We start from the raw sequence: 14,945 nt of genomic DNA, 5'->3' as shown, positions 1-14,945 counted from the left end.
ATTTCAGGTTTAAAAAATCCGGGCAGAAAGCCCCAGGTTGAATGAGGTGATGTGAAGTTTTTTCAGGTCGCTGTAGTTGTCGGACCACCGATTGATTAACCCCTGGTAAATACCTGCCTCTGCGGTCAGCCCTTTTACAAGCCGGCACCTTAGTGCAGCCTGCAGCCCGCAATCGAAAAAATTCAACTGTTCTTCATTAAGGGGGGCTGCAGCCTGAGTGTGGCCTCCACTTTGATGGTTCTGATCTATATCAACATTCAACGAGTTGATGAATGAACTGGACTGTATGCGCTGTTGCTGGTACCTGGTACTGATCTGCTGAAAGCCTTCCGAGCGAATAAGCCTGGACAAACGAACTCCTGTAAGAACAGACCATCGGCTATTCGGCAGTTGCTGCTCATAGCTGATGCCTGCTGTGGAAAAAGTCATACCGTCAAGTTGCAGATTATGGGTAGCACGCCAGTACTCTAATGGAGTAATGATTTCATTGATCGTGACCAAGCCACGCTGGTAGCCACTGAAATGCTGATAGCCCAGCGAAAACTCAAGGCTGCCCTGGGTGGAAAGTGGAATTGCTGCCCATGCTGCAGCCCCAGAGCCCTGCCCAAATTGCAGCCAATGGACCACCGGAGCATGTACCTGAAGGCGCAGCCCTGCACTAGGTTCTTTTTGGGCAAAGCTGGAATTAGGCAGAATAAAGCTCCATATTATGAACAGCAGGAATAGATGTTTTTCCATCATTCAAGGTTTTACAGCCGATAGTGAATTCCTATCAGGAGGTTAGAAAAATAAAAATTGTCGAACCAAAATGTATCTGTGGGGGGCTGAAGTGCACCTTGCAGAGCGGGGCTGTCAGGCAAGCGTTCGGCCGACCGGGCGTCCAGGTTCAGGTATTCCCCACTCCGTGAAGTGAACAGCTCATAGTTGACGGATACCGCAATGCGGGCGGTAGGCCAGTAGGTATAGCTTAGGCGCCAGGCTTCTGCAATAGCGGTTTGCCAGTCGTAGCTGAAGCGTTGTGCGTACCCTGTGTTGTTTTGTACTTGCACCGATTGAGTGTAAGTAAGCAATCCCATGCGGTATTCCAGCCCCAGGTCCCCCTGCCCTATCCGTACCTGAATCCTTGGCCCTGCGGTGAGGTGCAATGCTGGCAGACGAAACTCCAGGTCATAAACGCCCACCCCCGAATTGAGCCCAGCCAGTTGGCTGTACCGGGCCGGCTGATAGCTAAAAGCGCCCTCCATGCTTAGCCATGGGAACAACCGATAAGAAGTACGAGCTGCAACCGGTACGGCATCACCCAGGTGGTCATGACCATCGAATGGGCATTCCGGACAGCTTACTCTGAAATTAAGCCCGGTCTCCAGGCCTACTGTCCAGCGGGATAGGGCTGCTTCCTGGCTGAAACCGATCCCGGATAATAGAAAGAAGTAAAATAGCAATTGGTATCTTTTCATTTCAGGTCATGTTTAGTACGGGATACTAGTGGTCTGTCAAGGCTAAAACTAGGGGTTGCCTGCGGCGAATTTTGAGGCTACTCTTCGTTGGACAACCCCTTACGTAGCGCTGCTATGCGCGGGAACATCCGCCTCGATTAGCCTCAAAATTCGCTCCCACTCAACCCATAAATTAACACTTGACAGACCACTAGTGGATTGAGCCGTAAATTTTTGACAGTTAAAGGCTACGCACCCGACAAGGCTTAAGCGTGGAAATACTATCAATTAATTCGGTCTAGTCGCATTAGTAGCTTTCAAAAATTTCCGGGAACAGGGCTTTTCGGTTGCGCTTTCTTTTGAACCCAACTTCCATGGGCTCTTGCTTTACGGTCGTTGGCATCAGAACTTTTGGCAGCTGCCGTGCGGGTAACAATGGGAGTTCCGGAGGAAGTACCCGTTGTACTGCAGGCAAGCCAGGGTCATAGGTAGCTACGATACGAAAGGGTGTAACCGGGATGGTCCGAACAGGCTTTATGTAAGTTATGCCCGGATTGAGGTTGTTTTCCCGCTCTGGTATTTCTGAAAGGGTTGCATCGTTCTCCCTGTCTTTATCAGGCTGAATATCCTCCTTTCCGGTGCTTACCGGCAAGCTCCCCTGCAATGAAGGCGCCACTGGCCGGTTCACCATCCACCACACCCCCCCTGCCAGGATCAAGCCGGCCGGCAGCAGCCATTTCCAGACGCTTGCCCACCAATTTCCAGCATGGCTACCTGCGGCGGGCGGAGTGCTGTCCAGGAGCTGCTCCATACCCGCCCAGGCTGCCGGGTCGTAGTCAAATTCGTGCGTCTCGACCACCCGGCGCACTTGTGCTTCCCAAGGTTGTTGTGCTTCGTCTTTCATGCCGACTGATCGTTGTTTAAATAATCTTGTTCCAGGGCAGCCTGCAAAAGTTGGCGGGCCTTGCGCAGGCGCCATTTACTGGTATCGGCAGTGATGCCGATCATGGCTGCAATGTCTTTGTGTTGGTAGCCATCTATGACGTACAGGCTGAATACTACCCTCAGGTAATCGGGCAGTTGTTGTATGCAGCGGAAGATATCGGCTGCCTCAAGCTGTCCCTCAATACGGCTGTCAATGGCGGTCCGCTCAGGCACTTCCATACGGTAGCGTTCCCGGTAGCGTTGCTCCATGCGCAGGTGGTCCATCGTCACCCGGAAGGTAATGGTAGACATCCACCCCGCAAAGCTGCCGGAATCGGTGTAGTCTGGCAGGCTCCGGAAAATCTGAAGGAATGCCTGATTGAGCAAATCTTTAGCTTCTGCCTGATTGCCTGTATAGCGCATCGGGATACCCAATAGCTTGCCATAGTACTTTTGGTACAACGCTTGCTGCGCCCGCCGGTCGCCCTTCAGGCAGGCCCGCCGCAGCTCTTCGTCCGTACTGTTAGCACTGATTGGCATAGGTGGCTGTTTTACCTATACTATCGTTTGGCAATGGGAAAGGGTGAGTGGGAAAGTGGAATTTTTTTACTTTTCCTGAAAAGTAAGGGTAAAAGTGGTGCCCTGTTTGAGCTTGCTGCGCACTTCCACTTCGATATGGTTCAGGTCTGCAAACCGCTTGACGACATACAGCCCCAGCCCGGTACCTACAATATTTTTGACGTTGTCTCCCCGGTAAAACTGCTGAAACAGGCCCTCGATATTATTTTCAGGGATACCCATGCCAAAATCGGTTACAGCGGCTTGTACTTCACCTGATGGTGCTTTCCATATTGTAATTACAGGGTCTGCTTTACCGGGAGAGTATTTAACAGCATTTTCTAAAAGGTTTTTGAGGATATGTTCCAGTAGGGTACGGTCGGCTTTTACAGTTACGTGCTCCAGCGCAGTGTCCAGCTCTATGGAGCGGTCACCGAGTCCGGGCAAAAGCTGCTGAATCAGGTTTTCCACCAATTCGATGAGGTCAACGACTTCAGGATTGGCAGTTTCACCTTTAGTATCCATTTTGCTGACCAGGAGAACGTCGTCAACCAGCTTGATCATCCGGTCTGACTCAATAGACATCCGGTCCAGGATGCGCCTGACTAACGGGTCTTCTGCCTGTTCCATGCCCTGAAGTATTTCCAGGTTGGCTGCGAATACGGCCATAGGTGTGCGGAACTGATGGCTCGCCATAGAGACAAACTCTGATTTGAGCTGGTTGAGGGCCTCCCGCTCTTGCTGCGCGGTGCGCTGTTCGTGGATATCCTTGCAGTAATTAATGATTTTTTTCGGTTTGCCATGTTCGTTATAAAAAAAGCGGAGGAATATATTAAACCAGCGCATTTCTCCGGATTTTACTATGAACTGGGCCGTATATTCGGCTGTATCAACTTGGTTGTTGATCCATTGCTGAAACAGGAGTGTGATTTCCTGCTCCTGCTGCGGGGGGATAAAAGCCGAATAGGGCTGACCGAAGATCTCACCGGGCTTATACCCAAACCGGTGCTCAATATTGTTGGAGACCCAGGATATACGGAAGTACTCATCATAAATGACTACGATGTCCGCAGAGTACTCGATCAGGTTAGCATATTCTTCCTTTTGAGCAGCAAGAGCCTCATTGGCTATTTTCGCTTCGTGGATATCCTTGCAGTAGTTGAATACCCGCTCAAGCTGCCGGGTTTCGTTATAGAAGAAGTGCAGAAAGACCTCATACCATCGGTATATGCCATCTTTGTTAAGCAGCCGGGCGGTATTAAGTGGCTTCTTCCTCTTTATTGCTTGCAAATGATGTTACCTCTGCCAGCACCCGGTCCTGGTCATCGGGGTGCAGATAGCCAAGGAAGAAACGGTTTTCCTGAACGGCTGCCGGGGTATACCCCAGTTGCCGCTCCACATTATCCGAAACCCATTCGATTTGCCCCTGGGGCTGAGGTATTCGTAGTTGGTGACCATATTCCAGTCCCAAAAACCAGCCATAGACACCTCCAATAGCTCCTCGTACAGCTCGCTGGACATCGGATAATGGGACAACTGCCCGGCATTGTAACTGGAAGCCTAATTTGTTCTGCCCCATACAAAAATCTGAAAAGGGGTTTCCCTTTCCTTGTACCGAAAACTACGCACGGTGAATTGTAGCCCATTCTTTAGTTCAATGCTGACGGGCTTGTTGTACAGGGTAGAGGCAGGGTCAAGCAGGCGTTGTATTTTGCCGCGGTATTCCGGTTTTATTTTTTTAATAAGGCAGCTGCATCTGTGATTTCTGCTTCCCCGGGCTGAGCCTTAAACAGATCAGACAGAGCGGTTTCCCAAAAGTGCTGTCCGGTACTGGTGCAGAGCAGGCTAACGTATTGCCCTTGGGCGCTGTACATATCATTGAGCAAACGAACTAACGTATTGGGAGAATCTTTTATTTGTTGGGTTTGCTCGTGCATAGCTAGGTGTTGTTAAAGGTCAAGGAGAAGGTGGTGCCTATATCCTCTTTGCTGTTAACTGCTATGTGGATATTGTTGGCATCAGCAAAACGCTTGACAATATACAGACCCAGACCGGTACCGGCAATTTTTTTGGCATTAGCCGCCCGGTGAAATTGCTGGAAGAGGTTTGGGCGGTCCATTTCAGGAATGCCAATGCCATGGTCTTTGATGTTGATCTGAATCCTGCCATCTGTTAGTTGGCAGGTGTGGACCTCTGGCGGGTCGCGGCGCTCAGAGTATTTAATGGCATTAGAGAGCAGGTTTTGCAAAAGGTGAGTCAGTTGCTCTTCATCAGCTATAATTTCTCCACTTTGTATTTCGCTACGGAGCACAATCGGAGCTTCTTCAAAATAGAAAGATTCATCAGCGAGAATCTGGCGCAGGAAGCTTACAATTTCGACAGGAGTCTTATTGGCCTGTAGTTCTTCATTGGAGTTGAGCTTACTTACCGCAAGTACATCATCCACCAGGCTAACCATACGGTTGGATTCCCGTTCCATGCGGGAGAGGATACGCTTCAAGAAAGGGGATTGTGCCTCTTCTGCTTCCATGAGCATTTCCAAATTGGCAGCAAAAACAGCCATGGGGGTACGAAGCTGATGGCTGGCCATGGAGACAAACTCGCGCTTCAGGCGGTCCATTTCGGCTCTTTTTTCCTGTAGTTCGACCTGTACCGTAATGTCCCGGCTGTAGGTGATACCAATAGGCTTACCTTCGTCATCAACGGTGCGGATAGTATGGTTTTCCAGCCACAGATAGTGCCCGTCTTTATGTTTGTACCGGGCAGTATAGGTAAACTCAGGTTGATCCTGCTCAATTTGTTGCAGGAGGTACTGTGTAGCGGCACGCAGGTCTTCCGGGTGTATCAGGTCAAGTAGTTTGGTGCCAATCATTTCATGAGAAGCATAGCCTATTTTACTTTTTATATTGTCTGACACCCAAAGTATCCGGAATGCTTTGCTGCTGATAGAAATGACATCGCTGGAGTATTTGATGAGCTGCCGGTATTGCCGTTCCCGTCGTTCTGCCCGCCGTTCGGCTGCCACAAGCTTGGTTTTATCTGAGAAGATAGTCAGCCGTGCCGGTTTCCCATAGTGGTCAATAATGGTCTCTGAAATCTGCGTATCTACCAATTGACCGCTTTTCGTCCGCAGGGTGAATATCAAAAAGGAATGAGCGGTACTGTCACTATTAAATTTCGCAAGCCCTTCGTTTTTGTGACCCTCAGGAAGAAGTATAGTGAAATGCTGCCCGGTTAGTTCTTCCGGTTCGTAGCCAAGTTTGTCTTTGACGACTCGGTTGCAGTTGATTATTGTCCCGGTTTGTTTATCTGCTATGAAGACCATCTCAGGTAGGGTATCAAACAAAACCTGAAACCGGTATGCCCTCAGTTCTGCTTTCTCGGTGACCCGTTTTAGCGCTTTGCGGAGAGCCGCAGACTCTTCCACACTGTGATAAGTGCCAAGGTATCTTGTACCCTCAGCATGGATGGTGAATAAAATGGGGATCGAAGATCCTGATTTATGGCAGAAGTTAACTTCTATCTTATTGTCTTTAGGGGCGGGATACTGAATCATGGCTTCTAAAATGACCCGTACCAGGTTATAGTCAGTGGGGGATATGGCTTCTACAGGAGACTTGAGCTCACCCGGTGCATATCCCAGCAACTTGTATATGGCATCTGAAAAATAGACTTGCCGGGTTTGCCTGTCAAATTGCCAGAAGCCTATGTCACTGGATTGGAGCAGGGGCTCAAAGTCGGTGATGGGTGGTGGTACAGCAGGGGCAATACCTGCTTTCGGGCGATCTGTAAACTGGCTTGGGTACAGTATGCCCAGCCAGTTGGGCCCGTCATGGTAAAAGAGTTGACGAATAGCAAGCAGGGTATGGTCTAATGGAGGCAGTAGCGGGATTTTCTGGTCAAAGGTAGCGGCCAGCAGCCGATAGCGGTCATGGACCAGAGGCTCAAGTATATTGCGCTGAGGCTCTGGTAAAAACCGGGTGAGTTTGTGAATTGAAAACTGCTCGCCCAGTACAGGATATTCTGAAGCCAGGGCAGGGCTTACCCATATGTGCCCGCAGGAGAGCAACAGAAAAGCGGGTAAGGATTGGAGGTAGGGGTATGTCTCCAGGAGTGCCCGCTCTTCATTTGGTGGAAGAGTGATTTCATGTTGGGGAAGGTGCATCGTTGTTTTTTTATAGCGTTGGGACGATTAGTTCTATCCTGGTGCCTTGCTTGATTTGGCTGTCCAGGTTAATTCTGATGTTGTTTTGAGCAGCAAACCGGTTGACTATATAAAGGCCTAGCCCGGTACCAGGGATATTGGCCGTATTTTTAGCTCTGAAAAACTGACGGAAAAGCTTACTTTGATCTTCCTTAGGGATACCTATGCCATAATCACGAACAACTATTATAGCTTCGCTGCGCTCTTTGTCCACCCTGAGGATTAATTCAGGTTTTGGATGATCTTTTGGCGTATACTTAAGTGCATTGGAGATCAGGTTCATCAGGATATGTTCAAACTGGCTCTTGTCGAGCCGGGCATATACTGGCTCTTCAGGTAGAACTGTTCGGACCTGATTAACACTGCACATTCCATTTTCACAAAAATTTCTGATTACAGAAACGAGGTCAACTTTCTGCAGAGTTGCTTGTTCCAGCCTGCCGCTTTCAAGGCGGCTTATGAGCAGCACTTCGTCCAGCAGGTGGACCATACGATCAGATTCCTTTTGGAGCCGGGTGAGAATGCGCCGGGCAGCCGGATGCTCTTCATTCAGCAGGCCGTCCAGCAGTTCTAAATTGGAAGCAAATACTGCAATCGGTGTCCGCAGTTGATGACTGGTCATAGACACAAACTCGCTTTTAAGGCGGCTGATTTCGATCTGTTCATCCGCAATGGCTTTTTCCCGGCTGATGTCCTGGCGATAAGTATATATTCTCTGTTCGCCCTGTTCGTCCGTTAGTAAAACGGATTTGCTCTTCATCCAAATATATTCGCCCTTAGCAGTATGGAACCGCCCCTCAAAATTGATGACCTTTTCCCCGCACTCCATTGCTTTTTTGAATACCACCTTCACTCGTTTGTTGTCCTCTGGATGAGCAAACGTATTTAGCTGTTTCCCCAAAAGCTGCTTTTGGGGCACTCCCAATAATTTAGAAAAGTTATCCGAAGACCATAGCACAGTAAAGTCCGGGCGCATAATGGTGATGTATTCACTGGAATATTGGATCAGTTGCCGGTAGAGGGATTCCTGTTGTTTGAGCTTTTTTCGCGCCTTTATTATCTCTGTTATATCTGCAAAAGTCATGATGTAGACCGCTTTGCCTTTAAGCTGGGCTTCAGTATAGGTGAGACTAAGGTGCATAGAAGACCCGTCAGGCCTGAAAAAGGTATAAGTATCAGATATATTGGATTGCCGCTTAAGAGTTTGACTAATGGGATTATCCTGCCCGGTAGCCTGTAAGATGGAATGGTGTTTTCCGATGAGCGCCTGTTTGCTGTAGCCAAATTTATCGGCCGCGGCCTCGTTACAGTCCATAATGGTTTCGGTATGCTGGTCCAGTACCACGATGGCTTCCGGTACTCCGTTCAGCAAGCGGTCCAGGTAGTCACTTGTAGCTTGCTTCTCCAAAACGGCAACTTCGAGCTTGTGCTTCAATTCTTCCTGTTCAGTCACATCCACCCACAGTCCAAACACCTCGCCGGAGGGGCTGCCGTCGAAGGTGGTTCGGCACTGGGCAACAGCCATGATGTGCGCGATATGCCCGGCCTGATGCCGATGCCGGAAAATCGCTTTATGAGGCTGGCCCGTGGTATCCTGGGCTATCTTTTCTAAATATGCCATGGCAAGTGGCATATCCTGTTCTAAGATCGACTCCTCCCAGGGAACGGGTACGGTTTCTGCGCTGTAACCCCGGAATGTGTTGAAAGCCGGGCTGATATAAGAACGGCTCTGATTGGTATCAGTAAAGAATATACCTGACAAGCCGCTGTCGATAAGAGGGCCAAAACGGAGTTGCTTAAAAACAGCCTCAGGTGCAAGTGGATAGCTCGTGGTGATTACTTCAGGCAGGTTAAATTCTACTTGTAAAAGCCCAATCCTACAGTTCAGTGAGCCCAAATGAAATGATGTCAGATTCAGGCTCGTCAGCTTAAGCGGGGGGGAGGTGTCTTTTATTGGAGTGCTGTACTCCTCTGGCAGGGCACTCGCTTTTGAAGCTGGTATTTGTCCTTTTATCCAGTGGCTTACCTTTTCATCGAAAAAAGCCAGGAAAGATGTAGCGCCAATCCAATGAGATGAAGCTGAAAGAGCTTGCTGCAAATTTTGGCTAAGGAAAAAGGTATCCTTGTCAGGAGCGATGAAGTAGTACGGAGTTTTGGCGGTGCGGTCCATGAGCTGAGCCAGAGCTATTACACCGCCTTTATTGTTGGTTTGCATATTTGTTCAGCGATTTTTAAGTATGCTCCCTGGTGCCTTGTATCCCAGGTAAGCAACAGACCTTAGCCTGTTACTCAGAGCTCCAGGCCTGAATGCTTCCGCTGCGTTCGGAAGACGGAGCAAAAACCTGCCTGAGTTTTTGGCCATCAATAGGCTTTTGCAAAAACTGATAAATATTCTTGTACTGCATAGCCCTCTCGATATCAGTAGCATGCATGCTGCTGGTCAGGATGAAAACGGGTAGGTGAATCTCTTGCTGCACCAACTGTTCTACCAGGTCAAAACCACTCATGTCTCCCATTTGCAGGTCGGTGATCAGGAGGTCAGGGCGCGTCGCATCAGAAGTGATGCGTTCCAGAGCTTCTTCCGGACTGCTGTAGCAGGTAAGATTGGCATCAGGCAGGTGTTTCCTGAAAAGGAATTTTAAGAGCGTCAGTTGCATAGGGTCATCATCCACAGCAACAATGTTTACTTCCGGCGAGGGGAGCCGGAAGTCCCGGAAGCGGAAACTTCCACTTGCCCGGTAGCCATTGACCTGAGCTGCTACCGCTTTGAGCATTTCGTCCAGTGTTTCCAGCTGGGCACGCATATATTTGAGCTCCTGGTCTTTGATAGGCTGTCCTTGTTCCTCTGCTACATTGAGCAGGGCAAAAATATTGGTCAGCGGAGCCCGCACCCAGTGGCTGTTGATGACCGCTATACTTTCGAGCAGCTCGTCCTGCACATCAACGGTATCTTTGATGCGTTGCTGTGAGGTTCTGAGTTTCTTATAACGCTCCAGTTGTGTAGCAATCGATGCGTATAAGTGTTTGGTTTTGAAAGGTTTGCGAATATAGTCGTCTGCGCCTTTTTGAATCCCTCTCCGGACATCCTCCTCTTCGACTTTGGCGGTGAGCAGAATCACGGGTATGAGGTCAAAATCAGACCGGCTCCGGATACTGTCCAGCATATCCAGCCCGCTTCGGCCCGGCAGCATAATATCACTAAGGATCAGATCAATATCGTGGTTGTTCATTAAGTAGAGGTAGGCATCTTCGGAGTTGTCAAAGCTGACATAATCATAGCCCCGGGCAAGCATTAAATCTTCGAGTGTTTCTCGTATGGATGTTTCGTCCTCAATGAGGAGAATTTTGTCTTTTGGTTGCATAGAATTTGTGCATATCAATTATAAACAATATAAGTAAAGTTTACCTGGCGTAATCGTAAGACACTTTACTTAAAGAAACATTTAGTTTTGGATGATTGGGGAGGGATAGGTGTAAGCGGATGGAGTCCAATTCTGATGTCAAATATACAAAAAAACAGGAAGGCTAAAAAATAGCTGTATTTTTGTTATAAAACATTGTTTCATAGTTATTTATACTTGCCCTGCTCGGCATAAGCTCCGGGCGACATCCCTGTAGCTTTTTTGAAAGCCCGGTAAAAGGTAGACCGGCTACTGAACCCGGAAGAATCAGCAATGGCCTCCATGGTAAGCTCTGGTTGCCGGAGCAGCAGTTGTTTGGCATGTTCTATGCGGTAAGCATTAACAAACTGGAAGAAGTTGCCCCCATGGTGCGTATTGATGCTTTCACTTACATACTTTTGATTGCTGCCAATAGCTGAGGCAAGCGTATTTATGGTCAGATCGGGGTTGGCGTACAGCTTTTTGTCTTCCATGATGCTATGGATGTCCTGGAATAAGTCGCCGTGCTTTTGGTAAGCCTTCAGATTGCTGATCTTCCACTTTTCGGTCAAATCCTGATTTAACTGGAAGAGCGCCTTGTTTTGGCTGCGCTGTTTACGCCAAAGCAGATAGATAATCAAAGTGGCTATGGTGATCAGGCTTAGAATGATCAACAGCCCCTGATTCCACCTCTGGTGCAGTTGGGTTTGAGCTTCCTGCAGTTCCAGGTTTTTTTCCAGTATAGCAACGTCAAACTCTACCTTCGCTTTACTGAGGTTGGAAGCTACCTCCTGGGAGAACATCTCTGATCTGATTCTACGGAATTCATTCATGTAGTTTTTGTACCCGGGTAATTGAGCTGCTGGTACGAAAGACTTAAGGATGTTGTCCAGGGTTTCTAATTGGAAGTTTTTGATATCGGTCTGCTTCAATAGGTGCAAAGCTTCCTCCAGCTTCACCCTGGCCTTTGCCCCGTTTCCGGTTTCCAGCATCAACCGGCCATGGTACAATTTGTAAGTGCCGCTGAGCAGGATATCAGAATCAATGTAGCTCTTAAATGGTTGGGCCTGGTTGAGGTAGTATTGGGCCAGATCCAGATTTCCTTGCTGCAAATGATTAACTACAGTGTTGAATAGTATTTGGAGATAATCAAACTTAAGGTCTTGTTTCAGGTAATAACTGAGCGCCTGCTGATTATAAATCATTGCCGAGTCAAACTTCTGCTCCATTGTGTACGCAACACCAAGGTTTTGATGGCAAAGCGCGATTTGTATACTGTCCTGGCGGCTTTCAAAATACCGCAGGGCTCCCCTGGCATACCGTTTAGCTTCTTTAATATCGTTGATCTTCGCAGATAAGATACTTAGATTGATCCATGTCATATACTTCCCGTCCATATTCCCAATGGATTCTTCGGCGAGGATAGACTGTAGATAGGTATCGATGGCTTTATCATACTCATCCAGGATTTCGTAATTGATACCTATGTTATTGTATACAGACGCTGCTGCCTGAGGGTGGGTCGCTATGTACTGGGTGCCCAGGGTTTTTTCATAAAAAAAATTTGACTTTCTGTAATCACCCTTGTAGTAGTAGGCGTATCCCAGTAACTGATTGGATTTAAAGAGTAAAGAGTCTACGTTATCATCTATGGCAATCCTTAGTACAGCTTCAGCATAAGCCGCGCTGGAGTCTGCATAGTCCGGGAGCAGGGAAAGTGCCCGGTTCAGCAGGGTATCTGCCGGTAAAGGCTTTACCTGTCCTGGGGTAAGCCCCCAACTGTGGGGGATCATTAGGAATAGCCCTGATGCGGTCAGGAGTACCTTGGTTATGTGGTGCATATCTGTAATAACGGGATATTAGTTATGCCAAAAATAGGGTTTATCAGGCATATTTTGGTCAGACGGATATGAATTTTGACACCTATCTGGGAAACGTATCTTCCACGCCGTATGGCTTCGTTACTATACTCGGAACGGAGAGGTTTGGGCGTAGTGCACAAACCCGATGCACGATTATGCCGGTACGCACAGGTATGCCGACCCGAAGTCATGTTTGGTCCCAAACTACTTCGTCGTCGGTATAACCAGCGTGAAGTCCCGGGAGTACGGCTTTCAGTGGTTGCGAAATGCTGGCTGCCATTTTGATCAGGAAAAAAACGGATCATTCCTCTTGAAAATAACAGCATTTTAATATGCTGTAAATCAGGAGGCTTCATGGTGTCCCACTTTTTTTTCAGGTATTGGGACACCCGTTTTCAGGTATTAGAATACTTTGTTTCTGTATTTCAAATACGTTTGTTCACAACGTTATCCACCACCCCCCCCGATAACCAGATACAACAAAAAACACCAACTCAGACACGACCGGGCAACACTAAGTTTTTATCACTAATCTCATTAAGATAAGACATGAAACGAATATGTACAATTCTGCTCAGTTTTGGGCTGGGCATGGCCCTGCTGGCGCAGGAAGGGCCGCTGCTGAATATTCAGGGCACCCTGAAGACGATGCAGGGCGCTTCCGTTCCTGATGGCCTTCAGACGATCACCTTTGCCCTGTTCGATCAGGCTGAAGCAGGCAACCAACTCTGGTCAGAAACGACCGAGGTCAACATAGTACGCGGCCTGTACAACCATAATTTGGGGAGCGCTACTCCGCTTGACCCCGCCATCTTCAACCAACAACTCTATCTGGCTACGATTTCCAATGGGATGGAACTCTCCAACCGTACTCCCATGACAGCTGCGCCTTATGTACTTGAAATCCTGGGCTGCAAAGGGACGGTGGGCGATGTCAAAATGTCCATCCTGGAGCCGGATGACTTTATCGCAGAAAATGGGGATTGCTGGGTATTGATGGATGGGCGGGGCATAAACAGCAGCGACCGCCTCGCACAGATCAAGGGCTGGCAAAACATACCCGATGCCCGGGGCAGCTTCATCCGGGGTTACGACCCCACCGGGGCCAACGACCCGGACCGGGGGCCCAATCCGCCCGTTGGCTCCTTTCAGGGGGATAGCTTTGGGGCGCATACGCATGGCATCGGCGCTTCAGATCGGGAGAATGTACCTACAAGGAATACGTCATTCCAAGATATCCAAAGTCAACGTCTAAAAGCGGTTGAATTATCTATAGGTTATAAATCGGATTGGAAACAGTTCATAATGCTTCTGAGGAGGACGACTACTCAATTACCTTTTTTAACGGAAATAAACAAGCACCCTTTTTATCACACACACAATATGGATTTAGGACCTGGATCGGGAAGTGAAACCCGCCCCAAAAATACCAGCTATTATACCTATATCCGTATCCGATGAAGAACCCTATCCTTACACGAGCCAAACTCAATTGTACCATGAAGTTGACTTTTCTAATCCTAAGCATGAGCAGTGTGCTGATGCTCTCCGCTCAGTCTCCGTATCTGCTGAATATACAGGGTGCATTAAAAACATCCAACGGTACCGTCCTCCCGGATGGGCCACAGGTGATGGCCTTCCGGCTGTACGAGCAGGCGCAGGGAGGCAGCTCAATATGGGCGGAGACCGTAGAGCTGAACCTGACCGGCGGTATTTACAATCACTATCTGGGCAGTGAAAACCCCATCAATGCCGGTATCTTTTCCAAACCGCTTTACCTGGGTATTGCGGTAGGCGGTGTCGAACTGACGCCCCGCAGCGTACTGACGGCTGCACCCTACGGGCTGACGCAGGTTGGCTGTAAAGGTGCCCTGGGCGATATCAAGATGTCTGCCCTGCCGCCTGCCCAGTTCATAGCCGAAAATGGGGATTGCTGGGTGGAATTGGATGGGCGGGAACTGAGCCAAAGCGACCGCTTGCTGATCACAACGGGCCGGCAGGAAATACCGGATGCAAGAGGTACCTTCCTACGATCGATAGATGAAAGAGGTAGCAACGGGTTGGACCCGGACCGGGGAGCCAATCCCGTTGTCGGTTCTTTTCAGGCAGATGTAATACGTGGCCATAATCACACAGTAGGACAAAACAAAAATTTGTTAGACGGGACGTTTAAAATGCCGGTACCCTTCGACTGGTCTATGCCAAATTTAGGCGGATACAGTGAAAGTGTTGAAATACTTGACGTTCATGTAGATGCAACGAACTGTTATGGAAACGTTAATGGTGGTAATTTCACTATGCTGTGGGGTCCTGCATGGAATGGTGATGGTGCGGTGCCAGCTAATTATCCCCTGGCAGAAACTTTTACAAAGGAGACGAATATTCTGAACCACAGTCATGAAATCTCTGAAACAGGCGGTAGCGAAACCCGACCTGATAACGTCAACCTATATACCTATATCCGTATTCGTTAATGCAATCATCATTATCGCGATTAGCTGGTGTTTTTCCAGGCGCTTGCAGCAAGTGTCTGTGAATCTGCACACAAACCGGCAAATTGTTGTCAGTCCTCTAACTCATA

Annotated in this window: 13 protein-coding genes; 2 read left to right on the top strand and 11 right to left on the bottom strand. The window is 48.6% G+C overall.

Features of this window, described 5'->3' with window-relative positions; translation table 11 throughout:
- Nucleotides 1–9 precede the first annotated feature (9 nt).
- The 11 genes from IX84_RS07980 to IX84_RS30810 form a co-directional block, all read right to left on the bottom strand.
- Complete coding sequence (locus IX84_RS07980) at nt 10–741, bottom strand: hypothetical protein (protein ID WP_160213692.1); 732 nt, start codon at nt 739–741, stop codon at nt 10–12.
- A gap of 8 nt (nt 742–749) precedes the next feature.
- Nucleotides 750–1,457 carry a hypothetical protein gene (locus IX84_RS07975; RefSeq protein WP_044218426.1) on the bottom strand — a complete coding sequence of 236 codons (708 nt, stop codon included), beginning with the start codon at nt 1,455–1,457 and terminating at the stop codon, nt 750–752.
- 286 nt (nt 1,458–1,743) lie between these two features.
- On the bottom strand, nt 1,744–2,340 hold the full coding sequence (locus IX84_RS07970) for a hypothetical protein (protein WP_044218424.1): 597 nt from the start codon (nt 2,338–2,340) through the stop codon (nt 1,744–1,746).
- The gene (locus tag IX84_RS07965; RefSeq protein WP_044218423.1) at nt 2,337–2,900 is read right to left on the bottom strand and encodes an RNA polymerase sigma factor; all 564 of its coding nucleotides are present in this window, start codon (nt 2,898–2,900) and stop codon (nt 2,337–2,339) included. Before IX84_RS07965 ends, IX84_RS07970 begins: the two co-directional genes overlap by 4 nt.
- 66 nt (nt 2,901–2,966) lie before the next feature.
- A complete protein-coding gene (locus IX84_RS07960) occupies nt 2,967–4,208 on the bottom strand; it encodes a PAS domain-containing sensor histidine kinase (protein ID WP_044218421.1) in 1,242 nt (413 codons plus the stop codon).
- Nucleotides 4,177–4,497 carry a PAS domain-containing protein gene (locus IX84_RS07955; protein ID WP_044218419.1) on the bottom strand — a complete coding sequence of 107 codons (321 nt, stop codon included), beginning with the start codon at nt 4,495–4,497 and terminating at the stop codon, nt 4,177–4,179. Before IX84_RS07955 ends, IX84_RS07960 begins: the two co-directional genes overlap by 32 nt.
- 151 nt (nt 4,498–4,648) lie before the next feature.
- Nucleotides 4,649–4,855 carry an immunoglobulin domain-containing family protein gene (locus IX84_RS07950; RefSeq protein WP_044218418.1) on the bottom strand — a complete coding sequence of 69 codons (207 nt, stop codon included), beginning with the start codon at nt 4,853–4,855 and terminating at the stop codon, nt 4,649–4,651.
- A 2-nt stretch (nt 4,856–4,857) separates the two neighbouring features.
- Nucleotides 4,858–7,083, bottom strand: coding sequence for a PAS domain-containing sensor histidine kinase (locus IX84_RS07945; protein ID WP_044218409.1), 2,226 nt, complete (start codon nt 7,081–7,083; stop codon nt 4,858–4,860).
- Between the two features lie 10 nt (nt 7,084–7,093).
- The gene (locus tag IX84_RS07940; protein WP_044218407.1) at nt 7,094–9,337 is read right to left on the bottom strand and encodes a PAS domain-containing sensor histidine kinase; all 2,244 of its coding nucleotides are present in this window, start codon (nt 9,335–9,337) and stop codon (nt 7,094–7,096) included.
- Nucleotides 9,338–9,407: 70 nt separating this feature from the next.
- A complete protein-coding gene (locus tag IX84_RS30815; protein ID WP_052515864.1) occupies nt 9,408–10,484 on the bottom strand; it encodes a response regulator in 1,077 nt (358 codons plus the stop codon).
- A 206-nt stretch (nt 10,485–10,690) separates the two neighbouring features.
- Complete coding sequence (locus IX84_RS30810; protein WP_052515863.1) at nt 10,691–12,343, bottom strand: AraC family transcriptional regulator; 1,653 nt, start codon at nt 12,341–12,343, stop codon at nt 10,691–10,693.
- A gap of 570 nt (nt 12,344–12,913) precedes the next feature.
- On the opposite strand from IX84_RS30810, the gene IX84_RS07925 reads away from it, so the two are divergent.
- Together IX84_RS07925 and IX84_RS07920 are read left to right on the top strand one after the other, a co-directional pair.
- Nucleotides 12,914–13,825, top strand: a complete 912-nt coding sequence (locus IX84_RS07925) for a hypothetical protein (RefSeq protein WP_152604960.1) — start codon at nt 12,914–12,916, stop codon at nt 13,823–13,825.
- Nucleotides 13,826–13,863: 38 nt separating this feature from the next.
- The gene (locus IX84_RS07920; RefSeq protein WP_152604959.1) at nt 13,864–14,838 is read left to right on the top strand and encodes a hypothetical protein; all 975 of its coding nucleotides are present in this window, start codon (nt 13,864–13,866) and stop codon (nt 14,836–14,838) included.
- Nucleotides 14,839–14,945: the final 107 nt, after the last annotated feature.

It is taken from the genome of Phaeodactylibacter xiamenensis (assembly GCF_000759025.1).
Classification (GTDB): domain Bacteria; phylum Bacteroidota; class Bacteroidia; order Chitinophagales; family Saprospiraceae; genus Phaeodactylibacter; species Phaeodactylibacter xiamenensis.
Note: the sequence above shows the minus strand (reverse complement) of the source record. Positions and strands in the feature narration are given on the sequence as shown.

Excerpts from the sequence above, each read along its gene's own strand:
- IX84_RS07980 (WP_160213692.1), bottom strand. The coding sequence starts at position 741 with ATGATGGAAAAACATCTATTCCTGCTGTTCATAATATGGAGCTTTATT.
- IX84_RS07975 (WP_044218426.1), bottom strand. The coding sequence starts at position 1,457 with ATGAAAAGATACCAATTGCTATTTTACTTCTTTCTATTATCCGGGATC.
- IX84_RS07970 (WP_044218424.1), bottom strand. The coding sequence starts at position 2,340 with ATGAAAGACGAAGCACAACAACCTTGGGAAGCACAAGTGCGCCGGGTG.
- IX84_RS07965 (WP_044218423.1), bottom strand. The coding sequence starts at position 2,900 with ATGCCAATCAGTGCTAACAGTACGGACGAAGAGCTGCGGCGGGCCTGC.
- IX84_RS07955 (WP_044218419.1), bottom strand. The coding sequence starts at position 4,497 with ATGGGGCAGAACAAATTAGGCTTCCAGTTACAATGCCGGGCAGTTGTC.
- IX84_RS07950 (WP_044218418.1), bottom strand. The coding sequence starts at position 4,855 with ATGCACGAGCAAACCCAACAAATAAAAGATTCTCCCAATACGTTAGTT.
- IX84_RS07945 (WP_044218409.1), bottom strand. The coding sequence starts at position 7,083 with ATGCACCTTCCCCAACATGAAATCACTCTTCCACCAAATGAAGAGCGG.
- IX84_RS07940 (WP_044218407.1), bottom strand. The coding sequence starts at position 9,337 with ATGCAAACCAACAATAAAGGCGGTGTAATAGCTCTGGCTCAGCTCATG.
- IX84_RS30815 (WP_052515864.1), bottom strand. The coding sequence starts at position 10,484 with ATGCAACCAAAAGACAAAATTCTCCTCATTGAGGACGAAACATCCATA.
- IX84_RS30810 (WP_052515863.1), bottom strand. The coding sequence starts at position 12,343 with ATGCACCACATAACCAAGGTACTCCTGACCGCATCAGGGCTATTCCTA.
- IX84_RS07925 (WP_152604960.1), top strand. The coding sequence starts at position 12,914 with ATGAAACGAATATGTACAATTCTGCTCAGTTTTGGGCTGGGCATGGCC.
- IX84_RS07920 (WP_152604959.1), top strand. The coding sequence starts at position 13,864 with ATGAAGTTGACTTTTCTAATCCTAAGCATGAGCAGTGTGCTGATGCTC.